Annotated in this window: 14 protein-coding genes; all 14 read right to left on the bottom strand. The window is 70.4% G+C overall.

The genetic code is table 11. The annotated features are described in order from the left end of the window. Positions 1 to 51 precede the first annotated feature (51 nt). Complete coding sequence (locus tag BLW41_RS06485; protein WP_143038640.1) at positions 52 to 1545, bottom strand: HDIG domain-containing metalloprotein; 1494 nt, start codon at positions 1543 to 1545, stop codon at positions 52 to 54. Continuing rightward, complete coding sequence (gene alr, locus BLW41_RS06480) at positions 1538 to 2731, bottom strand: alanine racemase (RefSeq protein ID WP_218138294.1); 1194 nt, start codon at positions 2729 to 2731, stop codon at positions 1538 to 1540. The genes BLW41_RS06485 and alr overlap by 8 nt, the downstream gene beginning before the upstream one ends. Before the next feature lie 2 nt (positions 2732 to 2733). After that, positions 2734 to 3195: a CBS domain-containing protein gene (locus BLW41_RS06475; protein WP_177169392.1), complete on the bottom strand. Its 462-nt coding sequence runs from the start codon at positions 3193 to 3195 to the stop codon at positions 2734 to 2736. 13 nt (positions 3196 to 3208) lie between these two features. Next, positions 3209 to 4834: an NAD(P)H-hydrate dehydratase gene (locus BLW41_RS06470; RefSeq protein ID WP_143038639.1), complete on the bottom strand. Its 1626-nt coding sequence runs from the start codon at positions 4832 to 4834 to the stop codon at positions 3209 to 3211. Then, positions 4831 to 5232, bottom strand: a complete 402-nt coding sequence (gene acpS, locus BLW41_RS06465) for a holo-ACP synthase (protein WP_245689052.1) — start codon at positions 5230 to 5232, stop codon at positions 4831 to 4833. Before acpS ends, BLW41_RS06470 begins: the two co-directional genes overlap by 4 nt. Then, positions 5229 to 7130, bottom strand: a complete 1902-nt coding sequence (gene glmS / locus BLW41_RS06460) for a glutamine--fructose-6-phosphate transaminase (isomerizing) (RefSeq protein ID WP_093117503.1) — start codon at positions 7128 to 7130, stop codon at positions 5229 to 5231. The genes acpS and glmS overlap by 4 nt, the downstream gene beginning before the upstream one ends. A gap of 7 nt (positions 7131 to 7137) precedes the next feature. Then, positions 7138 to 8556 (bottom strand): phosphoglucosamine mutase, encoded by a 1419-nt coding sequence (glmM, locus tag BLW41_RS06455; protein ID WP_093118829.1) that lies wholly within the window; start codon positions 8554 to 8556, stop codon positions 7138 to 7140. Positions 8557 to 8569: 13 nt separating this feature from the next. After that, positions 8570 to 9100, bottom strand: a complete 531-nt coding sequence (gene rpsI / locus BLW41_RS11260; RefSeq protein WP_425442073.1) for a 30S ribosomal protein S9 — start codon at positions 9098 to 9100, stop codon at positions 8570 to 8572. Between the two features lie 293 nt (positions 9101 to 9393). Next, the gene (gene rplM, locus BLW41_RS06445) at positions 9394 to 9831 is read right to left on the bottom strand and encodes a 50S ribosomal protein L13 (protein WP_342741420.1); all 438 of its coding nucleotides are present in this window, start codon (positions 9829 to 9831) and stop codon (positions 9394 to 9396) included. A 199-nt stretch (positions 9832 to 10030) separates the two neighbouring features. Continuing rightward, positions 10031 to 10294 carry a GlsB/YeaQ/YmgE family stress response membrane protein gene (locus BLW41_RS06440; RefSeq protein ID WP_093117499.1) on the bottom strand — a complete coding sequence of 88 codons (264 nt, stop codon included), beginning with the start codon at positions 10292 to 10294 and terminating at the stop codon, positions 10031 to 10033. A gap of 45 nt (positions 10295 to 10339) precedes the next feature. Continuing rightward, positions 10340 to 11905 (bottom strand): glutamine-hydrolyzing GMP synthase, encoded by a 1566-nt coding sequence (gene guaA / locus BLW41_RS06435; protein ID WP_218138382.1) that lies wholly within the window; start codon positions 11903 to 11905, stop codon positions 10340 to 10342. Between the two features lie 40 nt (positions 11906 to 11945). Further along, on the bottom strand, positions 11946 to 13208 hold the full coding sequence (locus BLW41_RS06430) for a GuaB3 family IMP dehydrogenase-related protein (protein WP_093117497.1): 1263 nt from the start codon (positions 13206 to 13208) through the stop codon (positions 11946 to 11948). Between the two features lie 86 nt (positions 13209 to 13294). Then, positions 13295 to 14275: a 1-phosphofructokinase family hexose kinase gene (locus BLW41_RS06425; RefSeq protein WP_093117495.1), complete on the bottom strand. Its 981-nt coding sequence runs from the start codon at positions 14273 to 14275 to the stop codon at positions 13295 to 13297. Further along, positions 14272 to 15651, bottom strand: a complete 1380-nt coding sequence (locus BLW41_RS06420) for a D-alanyl-D-alanine carboxypeptidase family protein (protein WP_177169391.1) — start codon at positions 15649 to 15651, stop codon at positions 14272 to 14274. Before BLW41_RS06420 ends, BLW41_RS06425 begins: the two co-directional genes overlap by 4 nt. Positions 15652 to 15735 lie beyond the last annotated feature (84 nt).

Below are 15735 nucleotides of genomic sequence, written 5' to 3'. Positions count from 1 at the left end.
GCGGCCGGTGTTAGCTGAGGGCTACGACAGCTGCTCGACGAGCGCGGCGATTCAGTCGGCGGCAATGGCCTCGAGTCGGCGCCGCGCGTGTGCGATCGCTTCCTGGGGATCCGCGACCTCGCCCGCGTAAACCGCTGCCCGCAGCTCTTCCAAGAGCTCTCCCAAAAGCGGACCAGGTGTGATCCCGAGCACGCGTGCCAACTCGTCGCCGCGCAGCGGCGGGCGCGGCGCGCCACCTGCCCGCCGCCAGGCGAGCGCCGCCGCCATCAGCTCACGCGCAAGCTCGAGGTGGACGGCGATCGCCTGTTCCGCGTTCCGCCCCCGGGTGGCGAGGCGATCGGCGCACGAGAGATACGTGACTTCCACCTCGACCGGCTCGCAGCGCCGCAGGTAGTCGTAGACGCGGCGCCGCGAGAGCGGCCGCTCGTGCACCAAGAAACCGAGTGCCAGGTGGTTCCGGACGATCTCGGCGAGGAAGCGAGCGAGCGTCGTCGAGGTACGCAAACGGCGACAGAGCGTGAGCGTCATCTCGGCCCCGACCTCGTCGTGGCCGATGAAGGTGACGCGGCCATCCGGGCGCACCGCGCGCGTCCGCGGCTTGCCGATGTCGTGCAACAGCGCCGCCAAGCGAACTGCTTGGCCGCGCGTGAAGTCGTCCGCAAGCGGTCGGCCGAGCTCGCGCGCGAGCTCCTCAGCGACCTCGCGCCCGAAGAACTCGGCGAGTTGGCGTTCGAGCAGCAAAAGCTGGCGCAGGACTTCGAGCGTGTGGTCGTAGACGTCGAGATGGTGAAAGTGGCTCTGCTCGACCCCGCGCAGGGCCGCTAGCTCGGGCAGTACGCGCTCAGTGAGAGAGGCGCGGTCCATCAGCTCGAGGCCCGCGAGCACGCCTTCCGCCGCGACCGTCTTGCGGAGCTCCTGCAGGAGGCGTTCTGGAGCCGCCCGGGCAAGCAGCTGTGCGTCGGCGCGAGCGCGCGCCAGCACCTCAGCCGTCGGTTCAAAGGCGAGCTCGGCGCGGAAGCGGGCGAGCCGCAGAAGCCGCACGGGGTCGTCGCGGAAAGCCTCTTCCGAAGCCAAGACCAGGGCACCACGACGCAGGTCATCGAGACCCCCAAGCGGGTCCTCGAGCTGCGGCGGCGCGCTTAGCGCGACAGCGATCGCGTTGACCGTGAAGTCGCGGCGGCGCAGGTCTTCGACGAGGCTCGCGCCCTGCAGCGGCGCGACATCGAGGGTGAAGCCCGCCGTCCCGCGCTCGCCGCGCCGGGCATCGACCCGCCACTGGCCGAACTCACGCGAGAGCTCGAAGGCCGGCGCACGCAGTCGGCGCGCGACGGTTCGCGCGACGACTGCCGGATCGGCTCCTCGCACCACCACGTCGATGTCCGAGAGCGAGCGCCCGAGCAGCGCATCGCGAACCGCCCCACCAACCACCCATCCCTGCGCACCGGGGCCGATTACCGCGGCCGCGGCGCTCACGCCCGGGTGGCGGGCGAGTCGCGCGAGCGCCGCGTCGGTGCGCGGAGCAATGCTGCCAGTCGGCTCAGCCATGTTCGCAGCGAGCCGACCCCGCACCCGGTGGTAGCTCGGCAGCACGGCGCGAGAGCGGCAGCCGCCGCACGCGCGCGGCGAGCGCGGTCGCCACTTCGTAGTTGATGGTGCCGAGCAAACGCGCGACCTCCTCAGCACTGATTCGCTCCTCCCCCTGGCCTCCGATCAAAACGACCGGCTCCCCGATGCGCTCCCCCTCCGGCCGCGGCCCGAGGTCGACCGCCAGATTGTCCATGCTGATAGTGCCTACGATCGGCCGTCGGCGACCGCCCACCAGCACCCAGCCACGATTCGAGAGGGCTCTACGGATTCCGTCGCCATAGCCGATCGGAACGATCCCCACCCGGGTCGGCCGCTCGGCTCGCCAGGTCCGTCCGTACCCCACGCTCTCGCCCCTGTCGAGCTGCTTCACGCAAGCGAGGTAGGACTCGAGGGTGAGCACCGGCTCGAGGCCGCGCGCGTGGGCGTCCTCGTGGAAGGGGTCGAGGCCGTAGATCGCGATGCCGCAACGCGCCATGTCGAAGTGGGAGCGCGGGTCCCTGAACACAGCAGCGCTGTTGGCGGCGTGGGCAACGAAGCGACTGCCCAGCGCCTCCCGCAAAATCGCGACCAAGCGCGTAAAGCGCTCCAGCTGCGCGTCGAAGTAGCCGTCGTCGTCGAGCTCGTCGGCGGTCGCAAAGTGGGTCATGGCGCCGGCGAGTTCGAGGCTCGGGCGGGTGGCGACGAGCTCCGCGCAGGCCAACGCCGTGCGTTCGCTGCGCGTGCCCAGGCGCCCCATGCCGGTATCGAGCTTGATGTGACAGCGTGCGACCACACCGAGCCGCTGCGCAACCTGCGCGACGCGCTCCACGAAGCCCAGCTCCCAAACCACCACGTCGGCGCTACAACGCAACGCGTCGGCAAGCTCGCGCTCGCTCAGCGCGCCCATCACCAGGGTGCGCGCGTCCAAGCCAGCGTCGCGCAGCGCCAGCGCCTCGTCGGCACTCGCCACGGCTAGCCAGCGGGCACCGCCGGCTAGGGCCGCGCGGGCCGCGAGTTCGAAGCCGTGGCCGTAACCGTTCGCCTTGACGACCGCGCACAGCAGGCGCCGCGGGCCTAGCCGATCGGCCAGGCGACGACAGTTCCGGGCCAGCGCGTCGGTGTCTACCCAGGCCGTCGCTCGCGCCGCGGGAGCCCCCACCGGCACCGTCAGGAGACGAGCGCGCCGAGCAGGTCGACGCGGGTTACGACACCGACGAGCCGGCCGTCGGAGTCGACGACCGGCAGGCGGTTGTGACCGGTCCGGTGGATAAGCCTTGCCGCCTCCTCGACCGGTGTGTCGGGACGGACCGTGTCAGGGTTGGGCGTCATCAAGTCGGACGCGGTCTGCGCGAACGCCTTGCGCAGTTTCTCCTCGAAGCGCTTCAGCGGCTCCAGGAAGATCACACCGCCGAACAGCTCCACAAAGTGCGGTAGGTGAAGGTCGCCCTGCGGGTCGGGGATCACAAGGTCGGACTCGGTAATGATCCCGACCACCCGCCCCTCGTCGTCGACCACCGGCACGCCTTGCAGCTCGTGCTCGCGTAGCGTGCGGATCACCTCCGTTACTGGTGTATCGGGACGCACCGCGACCGGCTCACGATCCATGACGTCGGCCACCACCTTGCTCATCTCGCACGCGACCCTACCCGAGGCGGCGCGGGAACCGCGGTCCGCCGACCTCGGCGGGCGGCGCCGGCCCCCCTGGCCCGGCGATCGCGGCCGGTAGCTCATCGATCACGTCGCGCGCTATGACGTGGTCGGCGCCAAGCCGGCGCGCCGCGGCCGCGCCTGCGCGAGCGTGTGCGAGAACCGCGAAGCAAGTAGCGGCGAGCGGCTCCATGCCGCGGGCGACGAACGCCGCGATGATGCCGGTCAGGACGTCGCCGGTGCCGGCGGTGGCAAGCGCGGGGCTGCCACCCGCGCTGATCGCGACCCGCCCATCCGGCAGCGCGACCAGCGTGTCGTCGCCCTTCAGCAGGCAGATCGCCTGCGCGCGCCGCGCCGCTTCGCGTGCGCTGCGGAGCCGGTGCGCCCGCACCTCGTCGACATCGACAGCCAACAGCCGCGCGAGTTCGCCCTCGTGCGGTGTGAGCACGGTCGGCGCGCGGCGGGTCGCCAGCAGCTCGAGCTCGCCGGCGTGGGCGCCGAGCCCGTCGGCGTCGAGCACGATCGGGACTGGGAGCGCCGCGGCGGCCGCCCGGGCGAAGGCGATCGCCGCCTCGGTGCGACCGAGCCCCGGGCCGAGCGCGACGCAACCGACCCGCGCCGCGAGCTCGCCCAAACGCTCGACCGATACGGGGTCGTGCGTGCCGTCGCGTTCCGGGAAGGCGAGACACATCTGCTCCAAAAGGCGCGCGTCGACGACGTCGCGCACCGATGCTGGCAGGGCGAGCTGCACGTAACCGGCGCCCGCCCGTTGCGCAGCCAACGCGGCAAGCGCGGGCGCACCCGTCAGCCCTACGGAACCGCCAACCACCAGCACGAAGCCAGTGCGGAACTTGTGGCCGTAGCGCGAGCGTGGCGGATAGAGGCGCGCCACCTCTTCGCTGATCAGCCCGCAGCGCCGCGGCCGCGGCGCATCGCGGGCAATCCCGATCTCGATCTCCACGACCTCGCCCGCGTGCTCAGCGCCAGGGCGGACGTGCAGACCGACCTTCGACGCGTGGAAGGTGGCGGTGGCGTGCGCACGCACGGCGGCCCCCGGGACTTCACCCGTGGTCGCGTCGACACCGGAGGGAATGTCGCAGGCCACGATCGGCGCGCCGCTGTCGTTGATCGCCGCGATCGCGGCATCGAACGGGGGCCGCGGAGCGCCCCGTGCGCCGGTACCGAGGAGGGCGTCGCAGATCAGCGCCGCCCCCTCCAACCGCTCTCGCGCGAACGGCTTTGGCCGGTCACCAGGCAGCCGTTCAAGATTGGTGCGGGCATCGCCCGACAGCTCCTCCGGCGCAAACAGCGCCAGAACCTCCACCTCGCGGCCCTCGGCGCGCAAGTGGCGTGCGCAGACAAGGCCATCGCCGGCGTTGTTGCCCTTGCCGATGACGACCACGATCGGATCGCGATGCGCGCGCTCCGCGCAGACCCGTGCCAACCCCGTCCCCGCTCGCTCCATCAGTTCGAGCGAGGGCACCGAGACCTGCTCGATCGTGTATGCGTCGGCGGCGCGCATCTCCTCGGCCTCGTAGAGGGGCCGCAACCATCTCGGCAGAGAGCCGTCGCTGCTCGCCTGGCCGTCGCTGCTCGCCTGGCCGTCGCCGAGGGGACTCACCGCAGGCTCCCGCTCCCGCTGCCACTGCACGGCCGCAGCACACAGACCGCGGCGGCGACTTCGTCGCCGTGCGTGAGCGATATCAAGGGCTCCACCCCGAGCTCGCGTGCGCGCTCCGCGGCGGCGCCACGCAGACGTACCTCTGGCGCTGCGCCAGTCGCAGCGACCTCGACCTCCGTAAACGCGAGACCACCCAGTCCGAGGGCCTTGGCGACTGCCTCCTTCGCGCAGAAGCGTGCCGCCAGGTGTCGCGCTGGCCGTGCGCGACGGCGCGCGTAGGCGCGCTCGGCGGGACTGAAGAGCCGCTCCTCAAGCCGTGGCGTGCGCGCCAGAGCACGCTCCAGGCGCCGGATCTCGAGCACGTCGATGCCGACGCCGAGCGCCACCGCGTCGATCACTCGACGGTCACCGTCTTCGCGAGGTTGCGGGGCTGGTCGACGTTGAGGCCGCGCAGCCTCGCGATCTCGTAGGCAAGCAGTTGGAGCGGCACGATCGCCGGGATCGGCTGCAGCATCCAGTCGGTGCGGGGAACGTAGATCACCTCCTCGGCGTGCTCCGCCACCTCTTTGCGCCCTTCCGTTGCGACCGCAACGACATGCGCCCCGCGGGCACGTACCTCGGCGATGTTGGACAGCACTTTCTCGAGCACCGGCGAGTCGCAGGCAACACAGACCACCGGTGTGCGCTCGTCGAGCAGGGCGATCGGCCCATGCTTCATCTCGCCGGCCGCGTAGGCGTCGGTCGGTACGTACGAGATCTCCTTGAGCTTGAGGGCGCCCTCGAGGCACACGGGCAGGCCGATATGGCGACCCAAGTAGAGGAAGAAACCGGCACTCTGCCAGTGCTCAGCGATCGCACGTACCGGCTCGCGGACGCGCTCGATGGTCTCGCGGACCGCGTCGGGCAACGCCCGGAGCTCGGTGATCAGGCGGTCGCGTTCGGTCGAAGACAGCGTGCCGCGGGCCTCGCCCAGCCACAGCCCGAGGAGCAGCATCACCGCGACCTGGGCGACGAAGGTCTTGGTCGCCGCCACACCGATCTCGAGGCCGGCGCGGGTGTACAAGACCCCGTCGGCCTCGCGTGTCGCCTGGCTGCCCATGACGTTGGTGACGGCAATCACCCGTGCGCCACGCTCGCGTGCGAGCCGCATCGCGGCCAAGGTGTCGGCAGTCTCCCCGGACTGCGTGATCGCTAGCACGAGGTCGGCAGCGTCGAGAACTGGATCCCGGTAGCGAAACTCCGACGCGATCTCCATCTCAACCGGCACACGCGCCCACCGCTCGATCGCGTAGCGGCCCACCAGACCGGCGTGGTAGGAGGTCCCGCAGCCCACGATCACAACACGCCGCAGGCGCCGCGCTTCTTCCGCCGTCAAGCCGAGCTCCGACAAAGCGATGCCGTCGGATAGGCGATCGACGATCGTTTCCTTGATCGCCGCCGGTTGCTCGTAGATCTCCTTGAGCATGAAGGTCTCGTAGCCACCTTTTTCGGCGACGTCTTCGTCCCAATCGACGAGCCGCACCTCTCGCTCCACGAGCGCCCCGGCTACGCGCTCAAAGCGCGCTCCCTGCGGCGTCACGACCACGATCTCGTCGTCTTCCACCAGCTGGATGCGCCGGGTGTGCCGCAAGAACGCAGGGATCGCGGAAGCCAGGAAGGTCTCACCCTCACCGAGCCCCACTACCAGTGGGCACTCCTTGCGCGCTGCCACGAGCAAGCCCGGGCGACCTGCGAACAGCGCCACGAACGCGTAGTGGCCGCGTAGCTCACGGTACGCGCGGCGCACCGCTTCGACCGGGTCTCCCTGGTCGAGGTGCAGAGCGATCAGGTGCGCGACGACCTCCGCATCGGTCTCCGACCGGAAGACGTTGCCCCGCGCCTCGAGGCGTGTGCGCAGCTCGGCCCAGTTCTCGACGATCCCGTTGAGGACGATGTGGACCCGTCCCTCTGGGTCGCAGTGCGGGTGCGCGTTCTCTTCGCTGACGCGTCCGTGCGTCGCCCAACGGGTGTGACCGATGCCGGTGTGCGCGGCCGTTGCGTCGTCATCCGGCGTGCGCCCCTCGCCGGCGTCGAGCGCCTCGCTCTCCGCCTCGCCCCCCGCGGAGCCCGCGGCGGCTGCGACTGCCGCTCGCAGACGCGAGAGGTTGCCGACCGCGTGGATCGTCTCTACGCGCCCGTCATCGTGCAGCAGGGCTAGCCCGGCGGAGTCATAGCCGCGGTATTCGAGCCGCTCCAGCCCGCGCAGCAACAGCTCGCGACAGGAGCGGCGGCCCGTGTAGCCGACGATGCCGCACACGGAACGGTCAGCCTAGCTCCGCCGCTACTACCTGCGCCAGCTCGTTAGCGATCCGTTCGCAACGCTCCGGATCGGGCGCTTCGACCATTACGCGCACAAGCTGCTCAGTCCCCGAGGGCCGCACGAGCACACGCCCCTCTCCGGCCAGCGCCCGCTCGTGCGCTTCGATCGCGGCGCGCACGCGACCGTTCGAGCTCACTCCGTCGCGATCCCGCACAGGGACGTTCAAGAGCGTTTGCGGCATCCGGGAAAACGGTTCGCCGTCGGCGAGGTCGCGCCCTGCCAGCGACTCGAGCAGAAGCAGCGCCGACGCCACCCCGTCGCCGGTCGGTGCGAACCGGCGGTCGATGATGTGACCGGATTGCTCGCCCCCGAGCACCCAGTCCCGCCGAGCTAGCTCGGCCTGAACGTGGCGATCGCCGACCGGCGTCACGGCGACCTCTATGCCGCGTCTGCGCATCTCCCGATGGAAGCCGTAGTTGGTCATCACGGTCACTGCCACGCCGTTGCCGCGGAGAGCACCGCGTTCCTTCAGTGCCGGAGCGATGATCGCCAGCAAATCGTCACCGTCGTGGACGCGGCCGGCGCGATCGACCGCGACCACCCGGTCACCGTCACCGTCGAAGGCGAAGCCGAGGTCGCAACGCTGCGACTTCACCGCCGCAACGAGCTTCGCTGGGGCGGTCGAGCCGCAGTCGCGGTTGATGTTGCGACCGTCCGGTTCGCAGCCCAGCTCGACCACTTCGGCACCGAGCCTGCGGAAGATCGTCGGCGCGGTCTCCCACGTCGCCCCGTTGGCACAGTCGAGGGCTACCCGCTTGCCCGAAAGGTCGAGGTCGCAGAAACGGGCCTCGAGTAGACGCAGGTAGTCGCCTTGCGCGCCGTGCAGCGCCTCGACCGCGCCAAACGTGCGGTTCGCGCTCTCAGCGCTCTCCTCAGCGCCCTCGGCGGCCTTACGATCGGCGGCCTCACGCCTCGTCGCCGCTGACTCCGCGCCGTACGTCGCCAGCGCCCGTTCGATTTCCCGCTCAAGGTTGTCGGGGATCTTCGTCCCGTCGGATCCCAGGAACTTGATTCCGTTGTCCTGCCAGGGGTTGTGGGAGGCGGAGATCACGGCGCCGAACTCCAGCCCGAGCCTTGGTGCGACGAGGGCGGCGGCCGGTGTCGGGAGCACGCCGGCGAGTAGAGCGTCGCCGCCGGCGGCCGCGATGCCGGCGGCCAGCGCGGCTTCCAGCATCGGTCCGGAGCTGCGTGTGTCGCGCGCGATCAACACCCGGGGGCGCCCACCGTGGACCTCGACCAGTGCCCGACCGAGCGCCAGCGCCAGCTCGGCGGTCAGCGTCGCTCCGGCGACACCGCGTACCCCGTCCGTGCCGAACAAGCGACCAGTCTCGCCGGTGCCGAGCCCGGGCGTGCGCGCCGGCATCGCCACCGCGACGTCAGCGCTTCGAGAACTGCGGACGCTTGCGCGCCTTCTTGAGGCCCGCCTTCTTGCGTTCGACCTCGCGGGCGTCGCGCGTCAAGAAGCCTCGGCGCTTGAGCTCCGGTCGAAGCGCAGGGTCAGCGCCCGCCAGCGCCCGCGCGAGACCGTGGCGAATCGCCCCCGCCTGAGCGGACACGCCGCCGCCTCTGACCTTGACGACGACGTCGACCCGTCCCTCGAGACCAAGCACCTGGAGCGGCTGGCGCACGACCTTCTGGAGCTTGACTCGCGGCAGGTAATCCTCGAGCCGGCGACCGTTCAGGTACCACCGCCCTGAACCGGGTCTAACGAGGACGCGTGCCACCGCCGTCTTGCGCTTACCGGTCGCTTGGTAGCGGGCGCCACGCGCCAGGTCGAAAACTCGTTCGCGGCGCTCTGACGCCGTCTCTTCGACGCTTTCCGGCTCAGCCTCGAGCTCCTCGACCTCGGCCTCCGCTTCAGCCTCGATCTCGGTCTCTCCTGTCTGCTCCCGTACGCGCTCGAGGATCGCCGAGAAGTCGTCCTCGTCCTCGTCACCCTCGGCACGCTCGGTCTCGAGCACCAGATCCGGCTCGAGGTGCGCTCCCGGAATCTCCTCCGGGGCCGGGGGCTCGTCCTCGGCGCTCTTCTTCCGCTTGCGCTTCGCGCCGGGCTTCGGGCGCTCCTTGGCTACCGCCTCCGGCGGGGTGCTTGCCTCGTCGGCGCGATCTGCGTGCCGGCCCTCCGGCTCGACGGAGCGCGCATCGTCGGCCGCTTGCCGACGATCCTGCTCCGCGCCGTTTGCGTCGCGCTGCTCCTCGCTCATGCTTCGACCTCCAAGGGCTCCGGACGCTGCGCCTCGTGCGGGTGTTCCGGACCGCGGTAAATCTTGAGCTTGCGAAGCTGCTGCCGGGCCAGCCGATTGCGCGGCAACATCCCCCGCACTGCCAGGCGGATGACTTCCTCGGGCTGCTGCTCGAGCTGCTCGGCGAGCGTGCGCTGGCGCAGACCGCCCGGGTAACCGGAGTGGCGGTAGTAGATCTTCTGCTCGCGCTTGCGCCCGGTGACCGCGACCTTCTCGGCGTTGACGACGATCACGAAGTCGCCGACGTCGACGTGCGGGGTGTACTCGGGCTTGCGCTTACCCCGCAGGATGTCGGCGATCTGGGTCGCGAGGCGGCCGAGTGTCTTGCCGCTGGCGTCGATCACGTACCAGCGCCGCTCGCGCGTCTGCTTGTTGGCCATGTAAGTCCGCATGATCAGCTTCGAAGAACGCTGCGCCCCCTTCGAGACGGCAGCCCGGCGGCCGCACAGTGTGGCATATCGGACCGTGACCCCGATCCCGAGTTTTGGGAGAGCGATCGATCGCGCTGCCCGCGCCGGCGGCACAGCTTGCGACGACGGCGCCAACGCGCGCCTTGGCTGGGGCAGCGAAGTGCCCCCACCGACTTTGCGGAGTTTAAGCGCGCGAGCCGAGCTGGAGCCGCTCGGCGGCCATCAGCAGTAGCACCGAGGCGATCACCGCGATGAGGAAGCTGCCGAAGTCGAACTCGTCGGCGTCTCCGATACCGAGCAGCCCGGTGGCGACGAAGCCACCTATCAAGGACCCGAGAACACCGAGCGCGATTGTCCAGAGCAGGCCGATCGGTTGGCGGCCCGGGAGCACCGCACGAGCAACTGCGCCCACGATCAGGCCCCACACGATCCAGCTGATGATTCCCACCACTGCCTCCTTCCCCGCGCGCCCAGTCGCACACGTATCAGCCTGCTATTCCCACTCGATCGTACCCGGGGGCTTCGACGTGACATCGAGCACGACGCGGTTGACCTGCGGCAACTCGGCAACGATCCGCTGCGAAACCCGCTCGATCAGGTCGTACGGCAGACGCGCCCAGTCCGCCGTCATCGCGTCCTCGGAGGTGACCGCCCGAATCACGATCACGTAGCCGTAGGTGCGACCGTCACCCTGCACGCCTACCGTCCGGAGGTCGGCGGGAAGCACACAGAAGGACTGCCACAGTTCGCGGTACAGGCCGGCGGCGCGAATCTCGTCTTGAAGGATCGCGTCCGCTTCCCGCAGCACCTCGAGTCGCTCCTCGGTGACCTCGCCACCGACGATGCGGATCGCGAGCCCTGGCCCCGGGAACGGCTGCCGCCAGACCAGACGCTCGGGCAGCCCCAGCTCGAGCCCGACCTGTCGGACCTCATCCTTGAAGAGGTCGCGCAGCGGCTCGATCAACTCGAAGTGCAGATCCTCGGGCAGACCGCCAACGTTGTGGTGCGACTTGATTGTCGCTGCGCCCTTAGCGCCGCCCGACTCGATCACGTCCGAATAGAGCGTGCCCTGCACCAGGAAACGGGGCTCACCGAGCTCCCGCGCCTGCTCCTCGAAGACGCGGATGAACTCCTCGCCGATGATCTTGCGCTTCCGTTCGGGATCGACCACGCCGCGCAGCCGAGCGAGGAAGCGAGCGCGGGCATCGACGGCGACCAACGGCACCTGGAAGCGGTCGCGAAAGGCTGCCACCACCTGCTCGCGCTCGTTCTTGCGCAGGAGGCCGTGATCGACGAACACGCAGGTCAGCGCATCGCCCACCGCGCGATGCACGATCAGCGCGGCGACGGAGCTGTCGACCCCGCCCGAGAGGGCGCAGATCACGCGCTCGTTGCCGACGCGCTCACGGATCCTCTCGATCTGCTTTGCGACCAGCGATCCCGGCGTCCAGTTCGAGCGGGCTCCGCAGATGCGGCGCAGGAACCGTTCGAGCACGTCACGACCGTGGGGGGTGTGGGTGACCTCGGGGTGAAACTGAATCCCGTAGAGCCGTCGCTGGGTGCTTTCGAAAGCGGCCACCGGCGAAGCCGGCGATGCGGCCAGCGCGCGGAAGCCTGGCGGCGGCTCGAACACTGCGTCGCGGTGGCTCATCCAACAGGTCTGGACGGTGGGCAGCCCTGCCAAGAGCTCTCCGGACTCCCGCACCTCAAGCGGGGTGCGGCCGAACTCGCCGACCGGCGCCGGCTCGACGCGGCCGCCGAGGGCTCGCGCCATCGCCTGCATGCCGTAACAGATGCCGAGCACCGGTAGCCCGCTCGACAAAAGACCGTCGGGCAGCGGCGGCGCTCCCGGTTCGTAAACAGAGGCCGGGCCACCGGAGAGGATCAGCCCCAACGGCCGTCGTGCCAGGACCTCCTCGATCGGGGTGTCGAACGGCAGCAACTCGCAGAACACGCCGAGCTCCCGCACGCGGCGCGCGATGAGCTGCGAATACTGGCCGCCGAAGTCGAGCACCACTACGAGCTCGCCGGGCGATGCCTCGGCCGGCGGTGCCGCCACCGCCACCGCTGCTTCGGCTTGCGGCCCCCCCGCCAAGACGTCAGTCGCCGACGAGGGCGGGATCTGCGCTCGGCGTGGCGGGATCGTCGGGCCGCGACGACACGCCGTCGCCGCTCGGCGGGGGCGCCGGTGCGGCAGCGCTGCGGGCGCCCATCCCAATCCCCTGAGTGCGCTGCAGCAGCTTGCCCTCCGTCTGCAGTGCGGGCGCGACCATCACCTCGGCGCGCTGGAAGTCGAGGAGATCGGAGTAACCGCAGGTCGCCATCGACGTCTTGAGGCTGCCCATCAGGTTGAAGGTGCCGTCGTTTTCATGCGCTGGGCCGAGCAAGATCTGTTCGAGCGTTCCGTTCTGTTCGACCCGCACCCGCGCACCGCGCGGCAGCGTTGGGTGGAAGGTCGCCATCCCCCAGTGGTAGCCGCGGCCGGGCGCCTCGTAGGCGCGTGCCAGTGGCGACCCGATCATCACGGCGTCGGCACCGCAGGCGATCGCCTTGGCGATGTCGCCACCGGTGCGCATGCCGCCGTCGGCGATCACGTTGACGTACTCGCCGGTCTCGAGCATGTGCTGCGAGCGCGCCGCCGCGACGTCGGCGATCGCCGTCGCCTGCGGCACACCGATGCCGAGCACACCGCGAGTCGTACAGGCCGCACCCGGACCGACCCCCACCAGCACCGCCACCGCCCCGGTGCGCATTAGGTGCAGCGCGGTCGAGTAGGACGCGCAGCCGCCGACGATTACCGGCACCGGCACCTCGCGGATGAACTCCTTGAGGTTGAGCGGCTCGCTCGACCGCGAGACGTGCTCGGCGGAGATCACGGTGCCCTGGATGACAAGGATGTCGAGCCCTGCTTCGAGCGCGATCTCGTAGTACTTGCGCACCCGCTGGGGCGTCAACGCGGCGGCAGCGACAACTCCCTGCTCCTTGATCTCTCGGATTCGCTGCGCGACCAGCTCCTCTTTGATCGGCTCGGAGTAGATGCGCTGCATCTCGCGCGTCGCGATCTCGTTCGGGAAGCTCGCAATCCGCTCGAGCTGCGCGTCGGCGTCCTCGTACCTGGTCCAGATGCCCTCCAGGTTGAGCACCGCCAGACCGCCGAGCCGCCCGATGATCCCCGCTGTATGGGGCGAGACGACGCCGTCCATCGCGGAGGCGAGGAGCGGCAGCTCGAAGCGATAGTCACCGAGCTTCCAGGTGATATCGACGTCGTCGGGGTCGCGCGTGCGCCGTGAAGGAACGATCGCGATGTCGTCGAAGCCGTAAGCCCGGCGTCCCTTTTTGCCTCTGCCGATCTCTACTTCCATGAGCGCTCGCCTGCCGTCCGCTAGTCGGTAGTTCGCGAGCGTACCAACCGGCTCGGCGGGCTCAACGCCGCCGCGCTAATGCGGGCTCACTGCGGCTCGGTGAGTCCCGCCAGCGGCGCACCGTGTTCGAGGCGCTCAACGCTAACCGCACCTACAAGCCGCCGTGCGGCCTTCGGATCGAGCGTACCGGCTCCAAAGTGCTGGGTCGACTCGGCGCCGCAGGCCACCGCGAAAGCGAGGCGCTCGGCCGGTCCCTCACCCTGGTAGAGGGCCGCCAGATAGCCGGCCAGGAAGGCATCGCCGGATCCCACCGCGGACACCGGTTCGAGCGGCTCAAGCGTCGCCCGCCACAGCTCCCGTTGCCCGCCGGCGCCCTCCAACAGGGCGACGCAACCGTCGGGCAAGGTGATGATCGCTTGGCGGGCCCCCAAAGCCAGGATTTCCCGGAGCGCCCGCAGGCGGTCGGCCTCGTCGACGAACTCGTGGCCGACCAGCTCCTCGGCCTCGGGCTCATTCGGTGTCACGAGGTCCGGTTGCGCACGCACACCGAGACGCAACGGTTCGCCCTCGGCGTCGAGCACCGTCATCACACCGAGCGTTTGGAGCTCGCCGACGAGCCGCGCGTAGAGGTCGTCGCTGATCCCGCGCGGCAGGCTGCCGGCGAAGACACAGAGCTCGGCTCCTTTCGCCAGGTACAGGAGTTTGTCGACGAACAGCTCGAGCTCCTGTTCGCTCACCCGGGGACCGCGCTCGTTGATCTCCGTCTGCTGCCCGGTGGTGGGGTCGACGACCGCTGTCGAGGTGCGCGACTCCTCGCGGATGCGAACGAAGTCGTTGAGGATCGATTGCTCGGTGAGGTGCTCGATGATGCGGGTGCCCGTCGCCCCGCCGGCGAAGCCGGTTGCGATCACCGGTTGGCCGAGCAGTTTCAGCGCCCGCGCAACGTTGACACCCTTACCGCCCGCCATCGTCGTTTGTTCGACGGCGCGGTGGCGGCGCCCGAGCGTGAAGCTCGGCACGGCGAGCGTCCGGTCGATAGCGGCGTTGAGCGTGACGGTGATGATCATCGGCCGGTGTCCACGCCGGGCCGGGGAGCCCGCCGTGGCCGTGTCGCTCGCAGTGCGGCGACAGCCAGAGTCAGCATGGCGGCGAGGACGAGCAGCGTCAAGCCGCTGCCCAGGCGCCGGCTGAGCGAGGCGAAGGTGCCGGTGCTTGCTAGCGGCCGGCTGAGCACCGCCGGCACCGCGGCCACCGGTCGGCCGTCGACCAGCACCGCGAAGCGGCCAACCCGCGCGGCTCGCGGGAGCGGACCGCGGAGGGGACGCTCCACACGCAGCACGACCCGCGCTCGCTGGTCGCGGCGCAGCACAAGCGACAGTGCCCGCGCCGGCGCAACCAACGCCCTCGCTGATGCTTCCGCGGCGACCGCGCGCGGGCGCCGCGGATCGAGCACCGCCAGGCGCTGAAAACGAGCAAGCGCGAAGCGCAACAAGGCGAGCGAGTGCTCGTCCCGCAGCCGCTCGTTCGGGGCACCGAGCACAACTGCGACGACCCGCTGGCCGAGCGCGCCGCGCGCCGCGCTGACCAACACGTAGCCGGCCCCGGCGGTATGGCCCGTCTTAACGCCCTCCACCCAGGGGTAGCGGCGGACGAGGTCGTTGCGGTTGCGAACGATCCGCCGCCGCGCTCCGCTCGCCAGCACCGCCTGCGGCATCGCCACCACGCGGGCGAGGAAACGGTCGCGCAGGACCGCGCGTGCGAGCTGCGCAAGCTCGCGCGCCGTCGACCCGGCACCAGGTGCGTCGAGTCCGATCGGGTTGCCGAAGCGCGTGTGCCGTAAACCAAGGGCCCGCGCGCGGCGGTTCATCAGCGCGACGAACCGACGCTGCGAGCCCGCGACGGCGACGGCGAGCGTGGCGGCCGCATCGTTAGCACTCTGAAGCAGCGTCGCAGCAAGCAAGTCGCGGACTTTCATGCGCTCACCGGGCGCGAGACCAAGCACCGACTCAGCGGGGGCCGCGCGGTAGGAGACTGCGGGAAGCGTTCGGTCGAGCGGCAGCCGCTCGCGCGCGATCAGGGCGGTCATCAGCTTGGTGGCACTGGCGATCGGCAGCCGACGGTCGGCGTGGAAGGCGAACAGCGGGCTCCCATCGCGCGCATCGACGACGATGGCGGCACGCGCTGGCGGCCGTAGCGCAAGCCGCGCCGCGGGTGGGGCGAGCGCTGGCCCCTGAGCGCGCGGAGCGAGGCGCACATCGGCCAAGCGCAGCTCACGGCCAGCGGCCTGTGCGTCCGCATTGCGCAGCGCCGTCGCGCCGGCCCCGGCGCGGGCGCTCGAGAAGAGCGCAGCCAGCAGCGGCACGACGACCGCTAGCGACGCGGCCACCGCGAGCGCGCGCAGCGGACGGCCACCCTGGCCTCGTGCCCGAGCGTGATCGCGCACCGCGCCGAGCATACGCAGGCAGTGGCGGCCGACGTCGGGAAGCGCCGTCGCCCGCTCGTGAGAGCACTGCGCTGCGACGCGCTG

Source organism: Thermoleophilum album (genome assembly GCF_900108055.1).
Lineage (GTDB): Bacteria > Actinomycetota > Thermoleophilia > Solirubrobacterales > Thermoleophilaceae > Thermoleophilum > Thermoleophilum album.
Note: the sequence above shows the minus strand (reverse complement) of the source record. Positions and strands in the feature narration are given on the sequence as shown.